This window comes from Hymenobacter antarcticus (genome assembly GCF_039539545.1).
In the GTDB taxonomy this organism is placed as follows: Bacteria; Bacteroidota; Bacteroidia; order Cytophagales; family Hymenobacteraceae; genus Hymenobacter; species Hymenobacter antarcticus.
The window spans coordinates 36,430-53,635 of record NZ_BAABDI010000007.1; the positions used below are offsets into that span (position 1 = coordinate 36,430).

Consider the following 17,206-nt stretch of genomic DNA (forward strand, 5'->3'; position numbering starts at 1 on the left):
TTTTCTGGTTTGTAAAAAGCTAGAGCTAGTCCCCCTCCCCACCGGGGAGGGGCTAGGGGTGGGGCTCACGTACCTTCGCTTACATTTTTAGCCCCTATGCTCCTAATTGAGATTTTACTGATTCTGGCCCTGGTGGCCTGGCAGGCGGTGGTTTTTGTCCGCAATCGCCAGCTCACCAGCCGGGTGGAGGCGATGTATCCGGCGTCCGGCGCGATAGCCGTGCAGCCCATCACGTTCACCGCCGCGCAGCCTGAGAAGAACTTTGATATCCAGTACGATGCCCTGATGGCCCGCGATGCCTCGCCGGAGTTCGGCCAGATTGTCACCGACACCAACGAATACCTGCTGAACAACCGGGGTGCGGCGGCCGATTTCGGCATTCTGAAAGACATTTCTGAGCGCCACGCCGAAGCGCTTGACGAGGAGATTCAGGCGCAGGTGGCGACGCCGCTGTACCTGGGGTTGCTGGGCACGTTCACGGGCGCTATTCTGGGCCTGGTGTCGCTGGTGGGCAACCCGTTTGCCGACGTGGAGGCCGACCCGGCCAAGGACACGTCGTTCAGCAACGGCGACGTGCAGCACTTCCTCGGCGGCGTGCTCATTGCCATGATTGGCAGCTTGTTTGGCCTGGCTTTCACGCTGGCCGGCAACCAGCTGCTGAAGCAGGCCCGCGCCGCCCGCGACCGCAACAAAAACGCCTACTACACCTTCCTGCAAAAGGCCCTGCTGCCCAAGCTGAACTCGGACATGCAGGCCGGCATGAGCAACCTGAAATCGGTGCTGGACACGTTCAATACCGATTTTTTTAGCCAGATTCAGAACGACTTTTTCAGCAAAATCCACGAGTTTACGCCGCTCATTGCCAGCATCACGGAGAACGTGAGCGTGCAGAAGAATTTCCTGGAGCAGCTGGAGAAAATCGGTTACTCGGAGCTGGCCAATGCTACCATCAAGGTGTTCGATAGGGTGGACGAAAGCGCCCAGACGTTTGAGAAATTCCTCGGCTACCAGCAGGCCCTGAACACCACCGTGACCCACAGCACCGAAGCCGCCCAGACTATTGGGGCGCTGCTCAACCGCCTCACCGCCCTGGAGCAGGGCCTGGCCAGCGTGCCGCAGTACCTGCAGCAGCACGACGACGCCCTGCGGCAGCAGGTGGCGTTTTTCAGCCAGCACGGCAAGCTGCTGGCCGATTTGGGCGCGCAAATTCGGCAGGGCGTGAGCGAGGGCGTGCACCGCATGGATACCGAGCTCGACGGCCGCTTGCAGGAGTTGCAAAAGGAAGCCAGCGCCGCCCACGAGCAGTGGCAGCAGCACTTCCGCCGCCTCAACCAGGATAATATCTACCAGAAAATCACGGAGTACCTTAATCCCTTCACCCAACTCCCCGCCCAGCAAAAGGACCTCAACGTGCTGCAGGAGCGCCAGGCTGCCCTGGCCGCCCAGGCTTTGCAGCGCATGGAAGCCCGCCTGCTGACCGATGCCCAGCTGCAACAGCAGCTCTTGCAGCAGGTGGACCGCACGAATGCCGTGCTGGAAAAGATTACCCAGCCCAATTGGTTTCAGCGCAACGTGCTGGGCAAGAAGTAGCGGCCGTCAACCTCACCCCCTGACCCCCTCTCCAAAAAAGAGGGGGCACCGGACAAGGGTTGAGAAGTAACTCTTCTCTTTGTTCGATTCCTCTTAAATCATTCGTTATTCATTGAGCGCTACCCACGCATTTCCGGTGCCCCCTCTTTTTTGGAGAGGGGGTCAGGGGGTGAGGTTGACGTTCGCAAAACCACAATATGAAAGAGAGCAAGGACTTCTTCTGGCCCAGCTACGTGGACCTTATGACGGCCTTGTTTCTGACGATGCTCGTGCTGTTCGTGCTCAGCTACAAGCTGTTCAAGGACAAGCAGCGCGACAACGACAAGCTCATCTACGACCTGAAAGTGCAGGTGCAGGAAAAGCGTAAGCTCGATGAGATAAAGGCGGCCCTCAAGCGGCTCGAAAGCAACTACTTCGAATACAACGCCACCTACAAGCGCTACGAGCTGAAATTCCCGGTCACGTTCGCCTCCAAGAGCGATGTGCTGCCGGCCAACGCCCAGGCCCCGCTCATAAAAGCCGGGCGCTTCCTGCTGAATCAGATGCAGGCCCAGGCCCTGAAAACCGACAACGTACAGTACCTAATCGTGGTAGAAGGCCGGGCCGCCAAAGACCTGCGCTACCCGCCCAACGACGTGCACAACCTTGACGGCCCGGCCGTGCGCCAGCTCAGCTACAGCCGCGCTCTGGCCGTAATTCGGCTTTGGGAGCAGGCGGGGCTGCGCTTCCCCAGCAACCTGGAAGTGGTGGCGGCCGGTAGCGGCTTCCGCGGGGCCGGCCGCTACACCGGCAGCCAGGAAGCGTTGAACAAGCGCTTTATCATCCAGATTCAGCCCAAGATTGGGTCGATTGGGAAGTAGGTATAACGGACAAAAAAGAACGTCATGCTGAGCTTGCCGAAGCATCTCTACCGCGAAGAGTAATTAGTTACTTCCCCGGTAGAGATGCTTCGGCAAGCTCAGCATGACGTTCTTTTTCTTTTCAATAAGCGCTAGAAGCGGCGGTTTACGCAGTTCAAATCCTCAAAGGCCTGCTTCAAACGGGCCACGAAGGTCTCCTCGCCTTTGCGCAGCCACACGCGCGGGTCGTAGTACTTCTTGTTGGGCGAATCGGCCCCGCCGGGGTTGCCAATCTGGCCCTGCAGGAAGCCTTCGTTCTTCACGTAGTAGTCCTTGATGCCTTCCCACAGCGCCCATTGCAGGTCGGTGTCGATGTTCATCTTAATGGCCCCGTAGCTGATGGCCTCGCGGATTTCCTCCTGCGAAGAGCCCGAGCCGCCGTGAAATACGAAGTCGATGGGCAGCGCCTCCGCGATGTTGTGCTTCTGGCGCAGGTGCTCCTGCGAGTTGTGCAGGATTTTGGGCTCGAGCTTCACGTTGCCGGGCTTGTACACGCCGTGCACGTTGCCGAACGCGGCCGCGATGGTGAAGCGCGGGCTGATGGCGCTGAGCTGCTCGTAGGCGTAGGCCACTTCCTCGGGCTGGGTGTAGAGCTTGGAGCTGTCCACGTCGGAGTTGTCCACGCCGTCTTCCTCGCCGCCGGTCACGCCGAGCTCGATTTCGAGCGTCATGCCGATTTTGGCCATGCGCTCGAGGTAGCGCTTGCAGATTTCGATGTTCTCCTCAATCGGCTCTTCCGACAAGTCCAGCATGTGCGAGCTGTAGAGCGGCTGGCCGTGCGTCTGGTAGTATTTCTCGCCGGCATCGAGCAGGCCGTCAATCCAGGGCAGGAGCTTTTTGGCGGCGTGGTCGGTGTGCAGCACCACGGGCACGTCGTAGAGGGCGGCCATGTGGTGCACGTGGTAGGCCCCCGAAATACCGCCCGCGATGCTGGCCCGCTGGCCGTCGTTGGGCACCGACTTGCCGGCGAAGAACTGCGCGCCGCCGTTCGAAAACTGAACCATCACCGGCGAATTCACCGCTTTGGCGGTTTCGAGCACGGCGTTCACGGTGTTGGTGCCGGTCACGTTCACGGCGGGCAGCGCGTAGGCGTGGGCCTTGGCGTGCTGGAAGAGGGCCTGCACTTCGTCGCCGTGCAGCACGCCGGCCCGAAGGCCGGTAAGGGTTTGGTCAGCCATAAAAAAAAGTTGTGCGGCGGGGCCGCGGTGGTCAAGAGAAAGCGGGGAAAAGCCAGGCCACCCAATGCGGGTGCCCGGCTCACAAAGTACGGGCGGCGCTGCCTAACCTGAAAGGCGCGGGCCAAACGAGTGTCGCCGGGCCGGCCAAAACCCACGCGGCCGGGCAAAAAAAGAGGCTGACCGTTGCAGCGGTCAGCCTCGGGCTGCACAGTTCTCCCACCTTTTTCGGAGTCAACGCTACACGGTGCTCATTCGTTTCGATTGCCGGTATACGCCGCGTTTAGTAGTGGCTTCCAGCTGATACACGTACTCGCCGGGGGGCAGGCCCAGGCCCGCCAGATTCAGCTTAATGCTCTGTGGACCTGGGCTGCGTGCTTTGTGCATCACGCCGGCCACGTTGCGGCCCCGCTCGTCCAGAATGGTGAGGCGCACATCGGCGGTGGTGGTCAGGATGAAGGGCACGCTGGTTTCGCCAGCGTGGGGGTTCGGGTAGTTCTGCCCCAGCTCAAGTAGGCTGGTCGGCCGGGTGGGCACCGATGATAGGTCGGGCGAAAAAGCGCAACCGCTAACCGGCGTAGTGCCGTAGCCAAGAAATTCAGTCATCATGCCAGGGGAGCAGTAGGGTGAAGTGGTGGCGGTGTAAGTGGTTGAGAAGATGTAAGTAAGTAACTTTTTTCTGAAGTTGGAAATTGCCGGCTCATTATGAGAGGGCTAATCGATGGTTAGGTTTAAAAAGTCGCTGAGTTCACGCTTTTCCGCGGCCAGTATCCCGAAAGAGGTGGGGTACGGGTTGCGGCTGGTCGTCGGGCTGTGGGTGGCCGAATAATCGAAGGGGTACAGATTCACGACCCGCTCGAAGTAGCGGGCGGCCGGGGAACAGGCCTTGCGCTTGAGGTAGACGCCGCCGGTCCAGGAGTTGGCCGGGGTATTCTGCGCGTCGATTTTGAGGATAGCGGGGGTAGGTGCCCAGCATTTTCCCGACCCGGCCCGGCGCGTTCAATGGCTTCACGAGTCCGGTCGGGGCTCGATGGGGTAGGGGCGCTGCGCTATCGTTTTCTGGTGGTGGGCAGCGGCGGCGATGGTGTAGTTTTTGGCTACCCCGTTCCCTAGTCCGCCGAGGGGCTCGCGTCGGAGCGCAAGCTGAAGGTGTGGGCCGTGCTCAATGCCGTGGAACAAGGGATGCTGAGCCGGGCCGACGCGCTCAGTGCCTACGGCATCGGCCCGGCCGAGCCGGAGGAGTACCGCGCCGGCTGGCTCGATTTCGCCGCCGGCAGCCGATAACCCGGCGGCCATTTTAGCGTTTAGGCATGCAAGATTCTAAATCCCTCCTGCATGCCTGTGCTAACCCCATCCGCAGCCCCGCCTTTACCCCAGCTACCCAAGGCCCCGACCGGCATCGACGGTTTGGATGAAATTACCGAAGGCGGCCTGCCGCTGGGCCGGTCCACCCTGATTTGCGGCATTCAGGACTTCAACGAGCCGGGCGTGCTCATGGCCTTCGAGGAAACGGGCGAAGAGCTGGCCGCCAACGTGGCCTCGCTGGGCTTCGACCTGAAGGACTTGCAGGCCCGCCAGCTGCTGCGCGTCGACCACGTCCACCGCTCCGAGATTGAGGAAACCGGCGAGTACGACCTCGACGGGCTGTTCATCCGCCTGGGCTACGCCATCGATTCAATCGGGGCCAGGCGCGTGGTGCCCGATACCATTGAGGCGCTGTTTTCGGGGTTTCCAAACCAGAGCGTGCTGCGCTCGGAAATCCGCCGGCTGTTTCGCTGGCTCAAGGATAAGGGCGTGACCACCCTCACCGCGGCCGAGCGGGGCGAAGGCACGCTCACCCGCCACGAAAGCGGCCAATAATTCGTACGACCCGCGGTGCGCCTGCACACCTGCCCGCATTTTTTCCATGATGAATACAATCGACGAAGAAACCCGGGCATTGCGCCTTTACGTGGCCGGGCAAACGCCCAAATCGGTGGCCGCGCCGACCAACCTGAGCAGGTACTGCGAGCAGCATCTCAAGGGGCGCTACAAGCTGGAAGTAATCGACCTGCTGGTGCACCCGCAGCTGGCCGAGGGCAACCAGATTCTGGCCATCCCCGGGCTGGTGCGCCGGCTGGTGGGCGACCTTTCGGACCGCGAGCGGGTGCTGAAAGCCCTGGGTATTTCCGCCGCGGTCCATAACGGAATCAGCTATGAATGAGCCCCAACCAACGGCTGCGGCCCTGGCCCAGGAAAACGAGGAGCTGCGCGCGCAGCTGGAGGAAGCCCGGGAGCTGATTCACGCCATCCGGACCGGGGCCGTGGATGCGCTGGCCGTGCAGGGCCCCGAGGGGCCGCGCATCTTCACGCCGCAAGGGGCCGACCAGGGCTACCGCACCCTCATCGAGCAGATGAACGAAGGGGCCCTGCTGCTCGGCGAAGAGGCCACGGTGCTCTACTGCAACGCCTGCCTGGCGGGCCTGCTGGGCCGCCCCCTGGCCGGGATAATGGGGAGTGCTTTCGATGATTTTGTGCCGCCGGCCTACAAGGCCTACTGGGCCAGCCTGCTGCTGGAAGGCTGGCAGGGCCGCAGCAAGGGCGAGCTGCCGCTGCAAACCGAGGCCGGGGAGCTGGTGCCGTTTTCGGTGGCCCTGAACGTGCTGCGGTTCAACCAAACGTCCGCCCTGGCGGTCATTGTCACGGGTTTGTCGGCCCGCCGCGAAATTACGGCCATCCGGGCCCGCGTGGCCGAGCAAAATGCGCTGCTGGACCGCAAATCCGAAGAGCTGAAGCACGAAGAATCGGCCCGCCAGGTTGGGGAACGCGCCGCCGCCGCCGCCAACCGCCTGCTGGAAGGCATTCCCCACATTGCCTGGACGGCCACCCCGGATGGCCACAATTCCTACCTCAATGGCCGCTGGTTCGACTACATCGGCCAGGAAAATGCCGCTGGGTTCGACCACGGCTGGTCCCTGCACCTGCACCCCGACGATGGTGCCGCGGCCGGGACCCGCTGGCAGCAATGCCTGCGGACCGGCGAGGTCTTCGAAGTGGAATATCGGTTTCGCAACCGTGCCGGCGACTACCGCTGGATGCTGGGCCGCGCCCTGCCCTCGCGCGACGAGCACGGCACTATCGTCCAGTGGATTGGTACCTGTACCGACATTCACGAGCACAAGCTGGCGCTGGTCCGCATCGACGAAGGCCAGCGCGAGCTGCGCGACAACAACGAGCAGCTGACCCGGGCCAACGTGGACCTCGACAACTTCATCTACACGGCCTCGCACGACCTCAAAGCGCCCATCAGCAACATTGAGGGCCTGCTCGATGCCCTGCTGAGCGAGCTGCCCGCCGCCACGGCCCAGAGCGCCGAGGTGCGGCCCATTCTGGCGCTGATGGAGGAATCCGTGAACCGTTTCAAGCGCACTATTGAGCACCTGACCGAGGTGTCGAAGCTGCAAAAGGAACACGGCCGGCCCATCGAGCCGGTGAATCTGGCGGCCGTTATTCGCGACGTGTGCCTCGATTTGGAGCCACTTATCCAAAGCACCGGGGCGGTGCTGGATGTGGACGTGGCCGCCGCGCCCACGGTGCTGTTTGCCGAGAAAAACCTGCGCAGCGTGGTTTTCAACCTGCTCAGCAACGCCCTGAAATACCGGGCTCCGGGCCGCCCTCCGCAGCTGCGGCTGCGCGCCCGGCCCGAGGGTGCGTCTGTCGTGCTGGAAGTGCAGGACAACGGCCTGGGCTTTGATGCCACGCAGGAAACGCGGCTTTTTGGCTTGTTTCAGCGCTTTCACGACCATGTGGAGGGCTCCGGCATTGGCCTCTACATGGTGAAGCGGATGCTGGAAAACGCGGGTGGGCGCATCGAAGCCCGGTCTGAAGTGGGCAGCGGCAGCACGTTTCTGGTCTACTTCATCGGGTAGACGAAAGGGTACCGGTGGCGGCTGGCCGGGCCGTTGCCGCCGCCGCCTGTACCTTGGCGGCATGTCCGATTTTCGCCTTCGCGTATTCCAGGCCGTGGCCCAGCACCTGAGCTTCACCAAAGCCGCGCAAGGGCTGTTTATCACGCAGCCAGCCGTCACCAAGCACATTCGGGAGCTGGAAACCCAGTACGGCCAGCGCCTGCTGGAACGGCGCGGCAACCGCGTGGCCCTCACCGAAGCCGGCCGGCTGCTGCAGGCCCACGCCGAAGCCGTGGCCGCCGCCGCCCAGCAGCTCGAAGACCAGCTCCACGCCCTGCGCGACCCCGACGAAGCCGCCGGCCGCCTGCGCCTGGGGGCCAGCACCACCCTGGCCCAGTACGTGCTGCCCGGCCTGCTACCCGCCTTCCAGGCCCGCCACCCCAGGGTGCAGCTCTCGCTGCTCAACGCCAATTCGGAGCACATTGCCGAAGCCCTGCTGCGCGGCGAGCTGGACCTGGGCTTCGTGGAAGGCCGCTCGAAAAGCCGCGACCTGCACTACGAATTACTATTGCCCGATGAGCTGGTGGCCGTGCGCCGCGCCACCCCGGCCGGCCCACCCAGGCAGCCCCTGCCGCTGGCCGAGGCCCTGGCCTGCCCGCTGGTGCTGCGGGAGCGCGGCTCGGGCACGCTGGAAGTGCTGGAGTTCGCCCTGCGTGCCTTCAAAATCAAGCTCAGCGAGTTGCGGGTGGTGTTTTACTTCGATAACACCGAAGCCATCAAGGCCTACCTCGAAGCCTCGCCCACGGCGTTGGGCTTCGTGTCACGCCGGGCCCTGGTGCGGGAGCTGGCCGCCGGGGCGCTGGAAATAGTGCCCGTGGCCGGCCTGCACCTGCCGCGCCAGTTCGAGGCCGTGTGGGTGCAGGGGCAGCCGCTCTCGCGCTTGGCCCAGCGGTTTCTCAGCTTCGCGCAGGGCCACTTTGCGGCTTCACTATAACTTCTGGTAATTTCGAATAACCTTTTAGGATTACCCCCTGGCAGGGGAGGGCCGTAAATTTGGGGTGCTAAAACCCTGCTGCCGTGTCCCACCCCGTCCTTCCTCCCCCCGCTCCAGACACCGCCGTCGCGAAGGCTGCTGACCAGCCCGAAATCACCGGCTTCCGGCGGCATTTTCACGCGCCGCGGGTGGTGCTGGGGCGCGAGTTTACGGGGCGGCAGGTAGTGTTTGGGCTGCTGCTGGTGTTCTGCCTCACGCCGTGGGCTTCGCCGCCCGTGGCGCTGGCCTTGGGGCTGGTGCTGGCGCAGGTGCTGGGTAATCCCTTCGCTGCGCAAACCAAAAGGCTCACGGCCAAGCTGCTGCAATACTCGGTGGTGGGGCTGGGCTTCGGTATGAATGCCCACGCCGCCATGGCGGCCGGCAAGGAGGGCATTCTGTTCACGGTGGTGTCCATTTTTGGCACCCTGATTTTGGGGTATTTCGTGGGCAAGTGGCTGGGTCTGGGCCGCCACGTCGTCCACCTGATTTCCTGCGGCACCGCCATTTGCGGGGGCAGCGCCATTGCGGCCGTGGGGCCGGTGCTGCGGGCCAAAGACGAAGAAATGTCGGTGGCGCTGGGCACGGTGTTCGTGCTCAATGCCATTGCGCTGTTTGCGTTTCCGCCCATCGGCCACGCCCTGGCTATGACGCAGAACCAGTTTGGCCTGTGGTGCGCCATTGCTATTCACGACACCTCGTCGGTGGTAGGGGCAGCGGCGGCCTACGGCGACCAGGCCCTGCAAGTGGCCACCACCGTGAAACTGGCCCGCGCCCTCTGGATAATCCCGATTTCCATCGGCACGGCCATGCTCTTTAAGCAGCAGGACGTGAAGGTGAAGCTGCCTTATTTCATCTTCGGCTTCATTCTGGCCATGCTGGTCAATACCTTCCCGCTGGCCCCGTGGCTAGTGGCCCTGGCCAAAATCGGCCTCACGGTGACGCTTTTTTTCATCGGCGCGGGCTTATCGGCCGCCGTGCTGAAGGCGGTGGGGGCCCGGCCCTTCGTGCTGGGCGTAGTGCTGTGGGTGGTGATTTCGACGGCTTCGCTCTACGTGATTTTGCACACGGTATAGCCGAAAAGCCAGCCAACAACCCAAAGCCGTTGAAGTTGGCAGACCGAGTACCCCGAATTTCCAATTCGGCTGTTTGAACGACATCCCAACAACTCGTTCAGGCGGCCGAATTGGAAATTCGGGGTACTCGTTTAGGCGGCCGGCTGGGGCTCGCTGCCCCGCAGGCCGTACCACACGATGTATAGGTAGCACAGCACGGGCAGCACGAAAGCCACCCGCAGGGCGTGTACGCCGCCACCGCCAAGGGTGCTATCGGCAATGATGCCGAACAGCGGCGGAATGACGGCTCCGCCCACGATAGCCGCCGACAGCAGCCCGGAGGCATCTTCGGTGTGGCGGCCCAGGCCGGCCACGGCCAGCGTGAAGATGACCGGGAACATAATCGAGTTCATCAGGCCCACGGCCAGCAGGCTCCACATAGCTACCGCGCCGGTAGAATTCACCGAAATCAGGACGAGTATTACCGACATGACGGCATTAAAGGCGAGCACCCGGCCCGGCTTAACCTTGCGCAGGATGGCGATGCCCAGGAAGCGGCCCACCATGGCCCCGCCCCAGTAGAAGGCCACTTGCACGCCCGCGTCCCGGGCGGCCATATTCATTACTTCCGACTGGCCCAGGTAGCTCACGATGTGCGAGCCGATGGCCACTTCGGCCCCCACGTAGCAGAAAATGCCCACCAGGCCCAGCAGCAGGTGGCGGTAGTTCCAAGCGCGTTGCGTGTCGCCGGCCGGGGCGGGCTCGTGCGCAATGTGCGGCAGCTTGATAAAGCTCAGCACCAGGCTAATGAACACTAATACCGCTCCGATGCCCAAATACAGGTACTGCACCGCCGTTACATCGAGCGAGGCCGTCTGCGCGGGAGTCAGGGTTTTGAGGTCGGGCAGGTGCGAAAGAATCAGCCACGAGCCTGCGATGGGGGCGATGAACGTGGCCAACGAGTTGAACGCCTGCGTCAGGGTGAGGCGCGACGAAGCCGTTTCGGGCGGGCCCAGGATGGATACGTAGGGGTTGCCGGCCACTTGCAGCATCACAATACCGGTAGCCAGCACGAACAAAGCGCCCAGAAACAGCTCAAAGGTGCGGCTTTCGGCGGCCGGATAAAACAGGAAGCAACCCAGGGCCGCTACCAGAAAGCCCACCAGCATCCCGCGCTTGTAACCAATGCGCGTAACCAGACGCCCGGCCGGCACCCCCATCACCAGATAAGCCCCGAAAAAGCAGAAGTTCACCAGGTTAACCTTGGCATAGCTGAGCGTGAACAGGCCCTTGAGATAGGGAATCAGGATGTCGTTCAGGCAGGTGATGAACCCCATCATGAAAAACAGCACCGTGAGTGAGGCCAGCGCCGAGGTGTAGCGCGGCGAGGCTCCACCGGGCTCGGTGGTGGCAAGGGGAGTGGAAGTGGAAAAAGCGGGAACAGCCATAGGGGTAAAAGTGGGTCAGCGAGCGTAAAAACAGTGTAAGCTACGCGTCAAAACGCGAATATTATGCAGCGGCCAGGCTGCGGCTGATGCCCGGTTCCGGGCCGCGCAGCTCGGCCAGCCCGCGCAGGCGGCTGATGGCGGAGTAGCCGGGGTTGGTTTTTTTGGGCAGGTCGTCGAGCATCTGGTGGCCGCGGTCGGGGTGCATGGGCAGGCTGATGCCGCGCCGGCGCATGGCCTGAATTGGATTAGCGCGCGCAGCACGGCGTACATGTCCACGTCGCCTTCCAGGTGGTTGACTTCGTAGAAATTGCCAGCGGCATCGCGCCGGGTGCTGCGCAGGTGGATGAAGTGAATGCGGTCGGCAAACCGGCGCACCATCTGCGGCAGGTCGTTATCGGCCCGCACCCCGAAGGAGCCGTGCTTTCCAGCCAAAGCCTCGTGCTCGAATCCACGCTGTTCGAGCGCAAGTCGACTGCCCGGGAATAAGGGTAGCGCAATAATGCCCTGTGCGACAGCTGGATAATAAAGCGGCGGTGGGCGCTGGTTTCCTGTTCGGTACGTGCGTGTCGCCTCGTAAGGGAAAAAGCCCGTGTTGGCCGGCTCTCAAAGGGTGGGCTGTGTCGGCGGTACAACCCTGAGCGGCCTCACCCGTTGGAGTTGGACAAACCTTAGCCCGCGGTGGCTGCAAGCAAACCACTTTGCGGCCGGCAGCCGGTACTCCACTTTCCACTCTTAATCAGAAAACAACATGATTCCTCCCTCCCAGCTCACGCCGCCCCCGTTGGGGCCCGGCACCACCCCGCCGCTGCTCGAAGCCGTGCCCCGGCGCTCCTTTCTGAAATTTTCGGGCCTCGGCGCAGTGGGGGTGGTTTTGGCCTCGGCCGGCTGCCGCATCAACAAAGACGAGGAGACCAACACCGTCAACGTGGGCAAGCACGATTTGGCCATTCTGAACTACGCCTTCGCGCTGGAACAGCTGGAGGGTGCTTTCTATGAGAAAGTGACTGCCGGTTTCTATGCCGGGGCCAGCGCGATGGAAAAAGACCTGCTCACCGACATCCGCAATGATGAAATCGCGCACCGCGAATGGTTCCGCGATGTGCTGACGCTGAAAAAGGTGCCCAAGCTGGAGTTCGACTTTTCGTCCATCAACTTCACCGACCGCCGCAGCGTGCTCACTACGGCCCGCACGTTCGAAGACCTGGGCGTATCGGCCTACAACGGAGCCGGCCAGCTGCTGGCCCTGTCGCCGTTCCTGAACCACGCCGGCAAGATTGTGTCGGTCGAAGCCCGCCACGCTGCCACCATTCGCAACCTGCTCAGCTTCGGCAGCTTCGCCGACAGCGACGTGGCCGATGCCAACGGCCTCGACGTGGTGCGTACGCCCCCGCAAGTAATGGCGCTGGCCGATAAATACTTCGTTACCAAAGTAAAGGTCGACGAGCTCCCCACCCACTAGTAACTCCCGGATACCATGAATCTGTCTAACCTATTTAACGAAATTGAGAGCGTTGACCCCGAGATTTACGACCGGATGGATGCGCGCCGGGGCGTAATCAACCGCTTTGCGCGGGTGGGTACCCGCCTGGCCACCGCTGCCGTGCCCGTGGCCCTGGGCGGCTTGTTCAACAAAGCCTACGGCCAGAAAGTATCCAGTGACGTGCTGGAAGTGCTGAACTTCGCCCTCACCCTGGAGCACCTCGAAAGCCGCTTTTACCAGACTGCCGTGGGCACGCCCGGGCTACTGCCGGCGAAGGATAAAATCAACGTCATCCGCGACCACGAGGTGCAACACGTAAAGTTCCTCCAGCAGACCATCACCTCGGCCGGCGGCACACCGGTAGCCGAAGGCAAGTACGATTTTACCGGCAAAGGCACATTTCCGGCCGTTTTCAGCGACTACAAGCAGTTTTTGCAGGTGGCCCAGGCGTTTGAGGACACCGGCGTGGGCGCCTACAAAGGCCAGGCCAGCGAGCTGAAATCGTCGAACGACATTCTCACCGCCGCCCTGCGCATCCATTCTATGGAAGCCCGGCACGCGGCCCACATCCGCTTCATCCGGATGGTGAACGGCTACGCCAAAATAAAGCCCTGGATTGTGGGCGATGACAACTCGAAAGGCACCCCGTTCGAACGCATTTACCAGCGCGAGTCGGACCACCGCCAGGTCGTCATCAACATCGAAGGCATTGGCGGCTACAACGTGGGCAACGCCGCCACTTCCAGCTTCGACGAGCCCCTGCACAAGGACGAAGTGATGGCAATTGTGAAGCCCTTCCTGGCATAGGCCAGCGGCTGCAACAGCCAGGCTTTCCGCATACAAAAACGGCTAACCAGCAGCGAATAGCCTGCGGTTGGCCGTTTTTGTATGCGGAAAGCCTGGCTTTTTGCGCAACGGGAGCGCCACTCCAGTACCACCCGCTTCGTTAATACCTGGCCTTCGGCCTGTGGCCGTAACGTGTACATGCCCACCGCCAGACGCTGGATGCTAAACTTGGCCATACCCCCGGCCGCGTTCAGCGCGATGCTGCGATTTAGCACTGCCTGCCCCAGCGCGTCGAAGAGCGTGGCGCGCACCTCGCGCTGCCCCGCCAGCGGCGGCGGCAGCACCTTGAAGCGGCCGTGGGCGGGGTTGGTTACCAGGTTGGATTTCAAGCCGTTGCTGCCGATGCGAATCATCTTCACCTTCGACTGCTTCACCAGCGGCCAAAGCTGGTCGAGTTGCCCGTTGAAAACCCGCGTGCCCGGGGCGGTGGACAGCCAGGCATTCCGGCCGGCGAAGTAGGGCGAAATGGCCTGGCCGAAACCAGCGGTAAGCGTGCGGCCGCTGAGCAGGAGAAACAGTAGCAGTTTCTTCCTGGATGGGAATTGGTTTGAATTGGGATAGCGCGAGAAGTTGCCGGGCGGCCCATACCGGGGGGGGGGCTGCCACAGCCGGTAGCAGCCCGCAGGACTTTGGGAGGAAACGGGCCTCGAAGCAGGCTCCTGACAAGGTCCCGGAGCCTGCTTCGAAGCCGGATTCAGACCCGGCCAACCGCCGCTGCGCCCCACTCGATTATGACGGTAGTCGTGGATTAAATCCGGTAGAATTGTTGGCCGCCTCACTACCCGGGCTCGAGGTGCTGATGCAGCTGGAGCAATTGAACTCCTTGCGGAGGCGCTGAGGCGGCAATTGGTCTGGTGCGCTACTGGCCCCTTACACCAGGCTCAGTTTCGCATGTCTATTTTGCAAGTTGGCACGCCCCGGCCTCGCGGCTGAGGCAAATCCTTATTGTCCGATATTCTGTCCCAGGTAAAAGCAAAAACCCCATTCACAGGCTGTGGATGGGGTTTTTCGTGGTCGTGTAAGGAATAAAGCACCCCGCCCTTAACCGACCCTAAAAATGCCAAAACGCCTTCAATTAAGTTGAAACGGGCTTTTGCAAAATTCAAAAGTCAGTCTTTGTCGGTTAACCTCCGATAGAATCGGCTTTTTTGTCCCAGATTCCGTCCCAGGTGGGACAGCATTGATTATATTTGGAAAGGCAACTAATTCCCCTTTTCGATGGCAAAAATACGCTTTTCACTGGTCGAACCCAAACTCGACAAACCAACTCCGCTGTTCGCTTTCCTCAGTTTTTCGGGGAAGCGCGTGAAGGTGTATGCCGGCCGCTCCATTCACCCCAAGCAATGGGACGCCAGCGAACAGAAAGCCCTGACCCGCGGCTACCCCAGCAACGGCGCGCTCAACGATTGGCTGGATTTGATGAGAATGCGGCTAACCAAATGCTACGACACCCACGCCGCCGCCGGCACCATGCCCACCGCCGATGAATTGCGCGCGCTGGCCCTACCCGAAGACACTGAAGCCGCCGCGCCTGAGCCAACCCCCGAACCAACCCCCGCCCGCCCGGACCTGCTCACCACCTTCTCTAACTGGATTGAGAACCGCGGCCTCACCCAAAGCCCCAACACCGTTCGCACGTACCGCACCTGCCTACGGCACCTACGCGACATGCAGCGCATCGAACGCTACGCCATCGACTTCGATACCGTGAGCCACGGCTTCGGCGAAAAGTTCGCCCGCTACCTGCTCACCAAGCGCAACCTCATTGACAGCGTCATCAATAAAAACCTGTTTCGCATCAAGCACTTTTTGGTGTGGGCCCAGGAGAACGGCTACCCCGTCGTAGTCGAGCCCAAGCAATTCCGCTGGCAGCACCAGGAGCCGGAAATTCTAACCCTGACCCGCGCCGAGGTGCAGCGCCTGGCCGACCTCGACCTGAACAGTCACCCCGCCCTCGACAACGCCCGCGCCCTGTTCCTGATTGGCGTATACACCGGCCTGCGCTTCTCCGACGTGGCCGCGTTGAAGCCCGAGCACATCCAGCCCGACCGCCTGCGCCTGACCACCCAGAAAACCCGCACCACCCTCACCGTGCCGGTGCGTCCCGAGGCCCAGCCGCTGCTGGCCCGCGTCATCGCTGGCACCCTGCGCCCCATCGCCAACCAGAAGCTAAACGGCCACCTCAAAGAGCTGGCGCAGCTGGCTGGCATCGAGGCCCCCACCGAGCGGGTGCGCTATGCCGGCGGCCAGCGCCGCGCCCACACCGCCCCCAAGTATGAGTTCGTGACCACGCACACGGCCCGCCGCACCTTCGTCACACTGGCCCTGGAGGCCGGGGTACGGCCCGAAGTCGTCATGCGCATTACCGGCTACAAAAGCCTGGCCGCCTTCCGGCGCTACGTCAATGTGAGCGAGGACACGATGCTTGACGAATTCTCCCGCGCCTTCGCTTAGACTCCACCGCTCCATTTTCTACCCTCAAGAGTCGGCTCCGTGGCAGTCATTAAACAATACCCGATACCAGTAGACACCTTACCCGAAGCAGTTAGCAGCGCCCTGCTGGATTGGCTCACGGAGACGCCTACCTGGCTCACTATTTCACACCTTGATGATTCCCCCAACCTCATCGACTATTTTGAATTGGACCTCGCAGCCTGCGAAACGCCCGAAATCCGACTCAGGTACCTCAGCCGCCTCAGTCTGCAGGGCGGAATAAACCGAGAGCCTTACCCGCGAGCCGCAGAAGAATTGAAGCGAGTGCAGGCCGAGGTTGACTTGTTCCGGCCGTTGCAGTACGATAAATCGGAAGCTTACTATCCTTATCATCGACGAGAGCCCTTTCACGATGGTCACTTTCACGGGTGGCTCGCCGTCCGCCTCACAGAGGCTTGTTGCGCCTACATCGGCAATTCTGCCTTGCGAGGTGCCCGCCAGAACTTATGGGCAGAGTGGGAAAATGAGCAGCACAACGTCCAGCGCCACCAAGTAGCAGACGAAACAACCTCCCAACTATTTCTTTATTTGTTCGGCGTTTTAGTGCCCTTTGCAAATGGTAGCCGCACCCGCAGCCTCGGCAACGTGGCCGAGCAGTTCCGGCAGTCGGTGCCGCGCCCGGCCCCTGGTCCGCGCCCGCCGGCCCCACCACCCGAGCCGCTGCCCCAAACCTTGCAGATGCTTTGCCAAAACGGCCTCACGCCCGCCAACGTGCGCGAGCTGCTGGCGCAGCTCGGGGCCGTCGACGCCAAAACCGGCCGCTGGCACCTCGGCGACCTCACCGGCCGCCCAGCTGAAATGAAAAGCACGTTCCCGGCCGTGTACCGGGCCCTGGCCGACCTCAAACTACTGAAGAAGCTGGAGGGCCCTGTTTGGCTCAAAATATTCATTGCCGAGTTCGACGTGAAACTCAGCTCCCGCATGGGCAATTACGACACCAAAGGCCAGGTCAGCAAGAAATTCCACGAAGCCTACGATGAAACCGTGCGGTGGGCGAAGCTGTGGCGGGCCCGGCAGGAGGCCGAACAATAAACAGTACCCACGAGTACGCCCGCGGTGCCTCCCGCAAGAACCTATTTTTTCCGCCACCAATTCGGCCGGCCGCGCAGTCTTTTCAGCGCGTAGCCGACGCCGCCAGCCAGCAGCAAGGCCGAGCCGCCATCAATGGGAATGGAAGTGGGTGCTGCCCCCGGCGTGGGGCCGCCCGAGCCGGGCTGGGCCTTTGCGGCGGCGGCTGCCAGGAGGCATACGCCGCCCGCCAGAATTATCATTGTGAGCAAATTTTTCATAGGAAGTAGTGGAG

Annotated in this window: 17 protein-coding genes and 1 pseudogene; 12 read left to right on the plus strand and 6 right to left on the minus strand. The window is 62.1% G+C overall.

Annotated features, from left to right (window positions below):
* Positions 1-96: 96 nt before the first annotated feature.
* Both ABD819_RS07085 and ABD819_RS07090 read left to right on the plus strand, forming a co-directional pair.
* On the plus strand, positions 97-1,590 hold the full coding sequence (locus ABD819_RS07085; protein ID WP_345122498.1) for a hypothetical protein: 1,494 nt from the start codon (positions 97-99) through the stop codon (positions 1,588-1,590).
* Positions 1,591-1,787: 197 nt separating this feature from the next.
* Positions 1,788-2,450 carry a hypothetical protein gene (locus tag ABD819_RS07090; protein ID WP_345122500.1) on the plus strand — a complete coding sequence of 221 codons (663 nt, stop codon included), beginning with the start codon at positions 1,788-1,790 and terminating at the stop codon, positions 2,448-2,450.
* A gap of 131 nt (positions 2,451-2,581) precedes the next feature.
* Here ABD819_RS07090 and fbaA read toward each other — a convergent pair whose 3' ends face one another.
* Both fbaA and ABD819_RS07100 read right to left on the minus strand, forming a co-directional pair.
* On the minus strand, positions 2,582-3,667 hold the full coding sequence (fbaA, locus tag ABD819_RS07095) for a class II fructose-bisphosphate aldolase (protein ID WP_345122502.1): 1,086 nt from the start codon (positions 3,665-3,667) through the stop codon (positions 2,582-2,584).
* Between the two features lie 237 nt (positions 3,668-3,904).
* Complete coding sequence (locus ABD819_RS07100) at positions 3,905-4,273, minus strand: hypothetical protein (RefSeq protein ID WP_345122504.1); 369 nt, start codon at positions 4,271-4,273, stop codon at positions 3,905-3,907.
* Between the two features lie 540 nt (positions 4,274-4,813).
* On the opposite strand from ABD819_RS07100, the gene ABD819_RS07105 reads away from it, so the two are divergent.
* The 6 genes from ABD819_RS07105 (at position 4,814) to ABD819_RS07130 (ending at position 9,657) form a co-directional block, all read left to right on the plus strand.
* Positions 4,814-4,948: a hypothetical protein gene (locus tag ABD819_RS07105; RefSeq protein ID WP_345122506.1), complete on the plus strand. Its 135-nt coding sequence runs from the start codon at positions 4,814-4,816 to the stop codon at positions 4,946-4,948.
* A gap of 51 nt (positions 4,949-4,999) precedes the next feature.
* A complete protein-coding gene (locus tag ABD819_RS07110) occupies positions 5,000-5,524 on the plus strand; it encodes an ATPase domain-containing protein (protein ID WP_345122508.1) in 525 nt (174 codons plus the stop codon).
* Positions 5,525-5,570: 46 nt separating this feature from the next.
* Positions 5,571-5,867 carry a circadian clock KaiB family protein gene (locus tag ABD819_RS07115; protein ID WP_425553944.1) on the plus strand — a complete coding sequence of 99 codons (297 nt, stop codon included), beginning with the start codon at positions 5,571-5,573 and terminating at the stop codon, positions 5,865-5,867.
* Entirely contained in the window at positions 5,860-7,572 is a 1,713-nt protein-coding gene (locus tag ABD819_RS07120; protein WP_345122510.1) for an ATP-binding protein, read from the plus strand. The genes ABD819_RS07115 and ABD819_RS07120 overlap by 8 nt, the downstream gene beginning before the upstream one ends.
* Before the next feature lie 61 nt (positions 7,573-7,633).
* Positions 7,634-8,545 (plus strand): LysR substrate-binding domain-containing protein, encoded by a 912-nt coding sequence (locus ABD819_RS07125; protein WP_345122512.1) that lies wholly within the window; start codon positions 7,634-7,636, stop codon positions 8,543-8,545.
* 83 nt (positions 8,546-8,628) lie between these two features.
* Entirely contained in the window at positions 8,629-9,657 is a 1,029-nt protein-coding gene (locus ABD819_RS07130) for a YeiH family protein (protein ID WP_345122514.1), read from the plus strand.
* 131 nt (positions 9,658-9,788) lie between these two features.
* Here the strand turns inward: ABD819_RS07130 and ABD819_RS07135 are convergent, their stop codons facing one another.
* Both ABD819_RS07135 and ABD819_RS07140 read right to left on the minus strand, forming a co-directional pair.
* The gene (locus ABD819_RS07135) at positions 9,789-11,084 is read right to left on the minus strand and encodes a sugar MFS transporter (protein WP_345122515.1); all 1,296 of its coding nucleotides are present in this window, start codon (positions 11,082-11,084) and stop codon (positions 9,789-9,791) included.
* 61 nt (positions 11,085-11,145) lie between these two features.
* Positions 11,146-11,501, minus strand: a pseudogene (locus tag ABD819_RS07140) (mannonate dehydratase); the annotation flags it as partial.
* A 331-nt stretch (positions 11,502-11,832) separates the two neighbouring features.
* Between ABD819_RS07140 and ABD819_RS07145 the strand changes: the two are divergent.
* Positions 11,833-12,543, plus strand: coding sequence for a ferritin-like domain-containing protein (locus ABD819_RS07145; protein ID WP_345122517.1), 711 nt, complete (start codon positions 11,833-11,835; stop codon positions 12,541-12,543).
* Between the two features lie 15 nt (positions 12,544-12,558).
* A complete protein-coding gene (locus ABD819_RS07150) occupies positions 12,559-13,371 on the plus strand; it encodes a ferritin-like domain-containing protein (RefSeq protein WP_345122519.1) in 813 nt (270 codons plus the stop codon).
* Here the strand turns inward: ABD819_RS07150 and ABD819_RS07155 are convergent.
* On the minus strand, positions 13,281-13,763 hold the full coding sequence (locus tag ABD819_RS07155; protein WP_345122521.1) for a T9SS type A sorting domain-containing protein: 483 nt from the start codon (positions 13,761-13,763) through the stop codon (positions 13,281-13,283). The two genes, ABD819_RS07150 and ABD819_RS07155, sit on opposite strands and share 91 nt — an antisense overlap.
* 865 nt (positions 13,764-14,628) lie before the next feature.
* Here ABD819_RS07155 and ABD819_RS07160 point away from each other — a divergent pair.
* The gene (locus ABD819_RS07160; RefSeq protein WP_345122523.1) at positions 14,629-15,864 is read left to right on the plus strand and encodes a site-specific integrase; all 1,236 of its coding nucleotides are present in this window, start codon (positions 14,629-14,631) and stop codon (positions 15,862-15,864) included.
* A 567-nt stretch (positions 15,865-16,431) separates the two neighbouring features.
* Positions 16,432-16,935, plus strand: coding sequence for a hypothetical protein (locus ABD819_RS07165; protein WP_345122525.1), 504 nt, complete (start codon positions 16,432-16,434; stop codon positions 16,933-16,935).
* A 41-nt stretch (positions 16,936-16,976) separates the two neighbouring features.
* Here ABD819_RS07165 and ABD819_RS07170 read toward each other — a convergent pair whose 3' ends face one another.
* A complete protein-coding gene (locus ABD819_RS07170; protein WP_345122527.1) occupies positions 16,977-17,192 on the minus strand; it encodes a PID-CTERM protein-sorting domain-containing protein in 216 nt (71 codons plus the stop codon).
* Between the last annotated feature and the right edge of the window lie 14 nt (positions 17,193-17,206).

What these genes read in the sequence shown, in the direction of transcription:
- fbaA (WP_345122502.1), bottom strand. Translation starts at nt 3,667, where the DNA reads ATGGCTGACCAAACCCTTACCGGCCTTCGGGCCGGCGTGCTGCACGGC.
- ABD819_RS07145 (WP_345122517.1), top strand. Translation starts at nt 11,833, where the DNA reads ATGATTCCTCCCTCCCAGCTCACGCCGCCCCCGTTGGGGCCCGGCACC.
- ABD819_RS07090 (WP_345122500.1), top strand. Translation starts at nt 1,788, where the DNA reads ATGAAAGAGAGCAAGGACTTCTTCTGGCCCAGCTACGTGGACCTTATG.
- ABD819_RS07155 (WP_345122521.1), bottom strand. Translation starts at nt 13,763, where the DNA reads ATGATTCGCATCGGCAGCAACGGCTTGAAATCCAACCTGGTAACCAAC.
- ABD819_RS07125 (WP_345122512.1), top strand. Translation starts at nt 7,634, where the DNA reads ATGTCCGATTTTCGCCTTCGCGTATTCCAGGCCGTGGCCCAGCACCTG.
- ABD819_RS07110 (WP_345122508.1), top strand. Translation starts at nt 5,000, where the DNA reads ATGCCTGTGCTAACCCCATCCGCAGCCCCGCCTTTACCCCAGCTACCC.
- ABD819_RS07150 (WP_345122519.1), top strand. Translation starts at nt 12,559, where the DNA reads ATGAATCTGTCTAACCTATTTAACGAAATTGAGAGCGTTGACCCCGAG.
- ABD819_RS07120 (WP_345122510.1), top strand. Translation starts at nt 5,860, where the DNA reads ATGAATGAGCCCCAACCAACGGCTGCGGCCCTGGCCCAGGAAAACGAG.
- ABD819_RS07170 (WP_345122527.1), bottom strand. Translation starts at nt 17,192, where the DNA reads ATGAAAAATTTGCTCACAATGATAATTCTGGCGGGCGGCGTATGCCTC.
- ABD819_RS07100 (WP_345122504.1), bottom strand. Translation starts at nt 4,273, where the DNA reads ATGATGACTGAATTTCTTGGCTACGGCACTACGCCGGTTAGCGGTTGC.
- ABD819_RS07115 (WP_425553944.1), top strand. Translation starts at nt 5,571, where the DNA reads ATGATGAATACAATCGACGAAGAAACCCGGGCATTGCGCCTTTACGTG.
- ABD819_RS07135 (WP_345122515.1), bottom strand. Translation starts at nt 11,084, where the DNA reads ATGGCTGTTCCCGCTTTTTCCACTTCCACTCCCCTTGCCACCACCGAG.
- ABD819_RS07085 (WP_345122498.1), top strand. Translation starts at nt 97, where the DNA reads ATGCTCCTAATTGAGATTTTACTGATTCTGGCCCTGGTGGCCTGGCAG.
- ABD819_RS07160 (WP_345122523.1), top strand. Translation starts at nt 14,629, where the DNA reads ATGGCAAAAATACGCTTTTCACTGGTCGAACCCAAACTCGACAAACCA.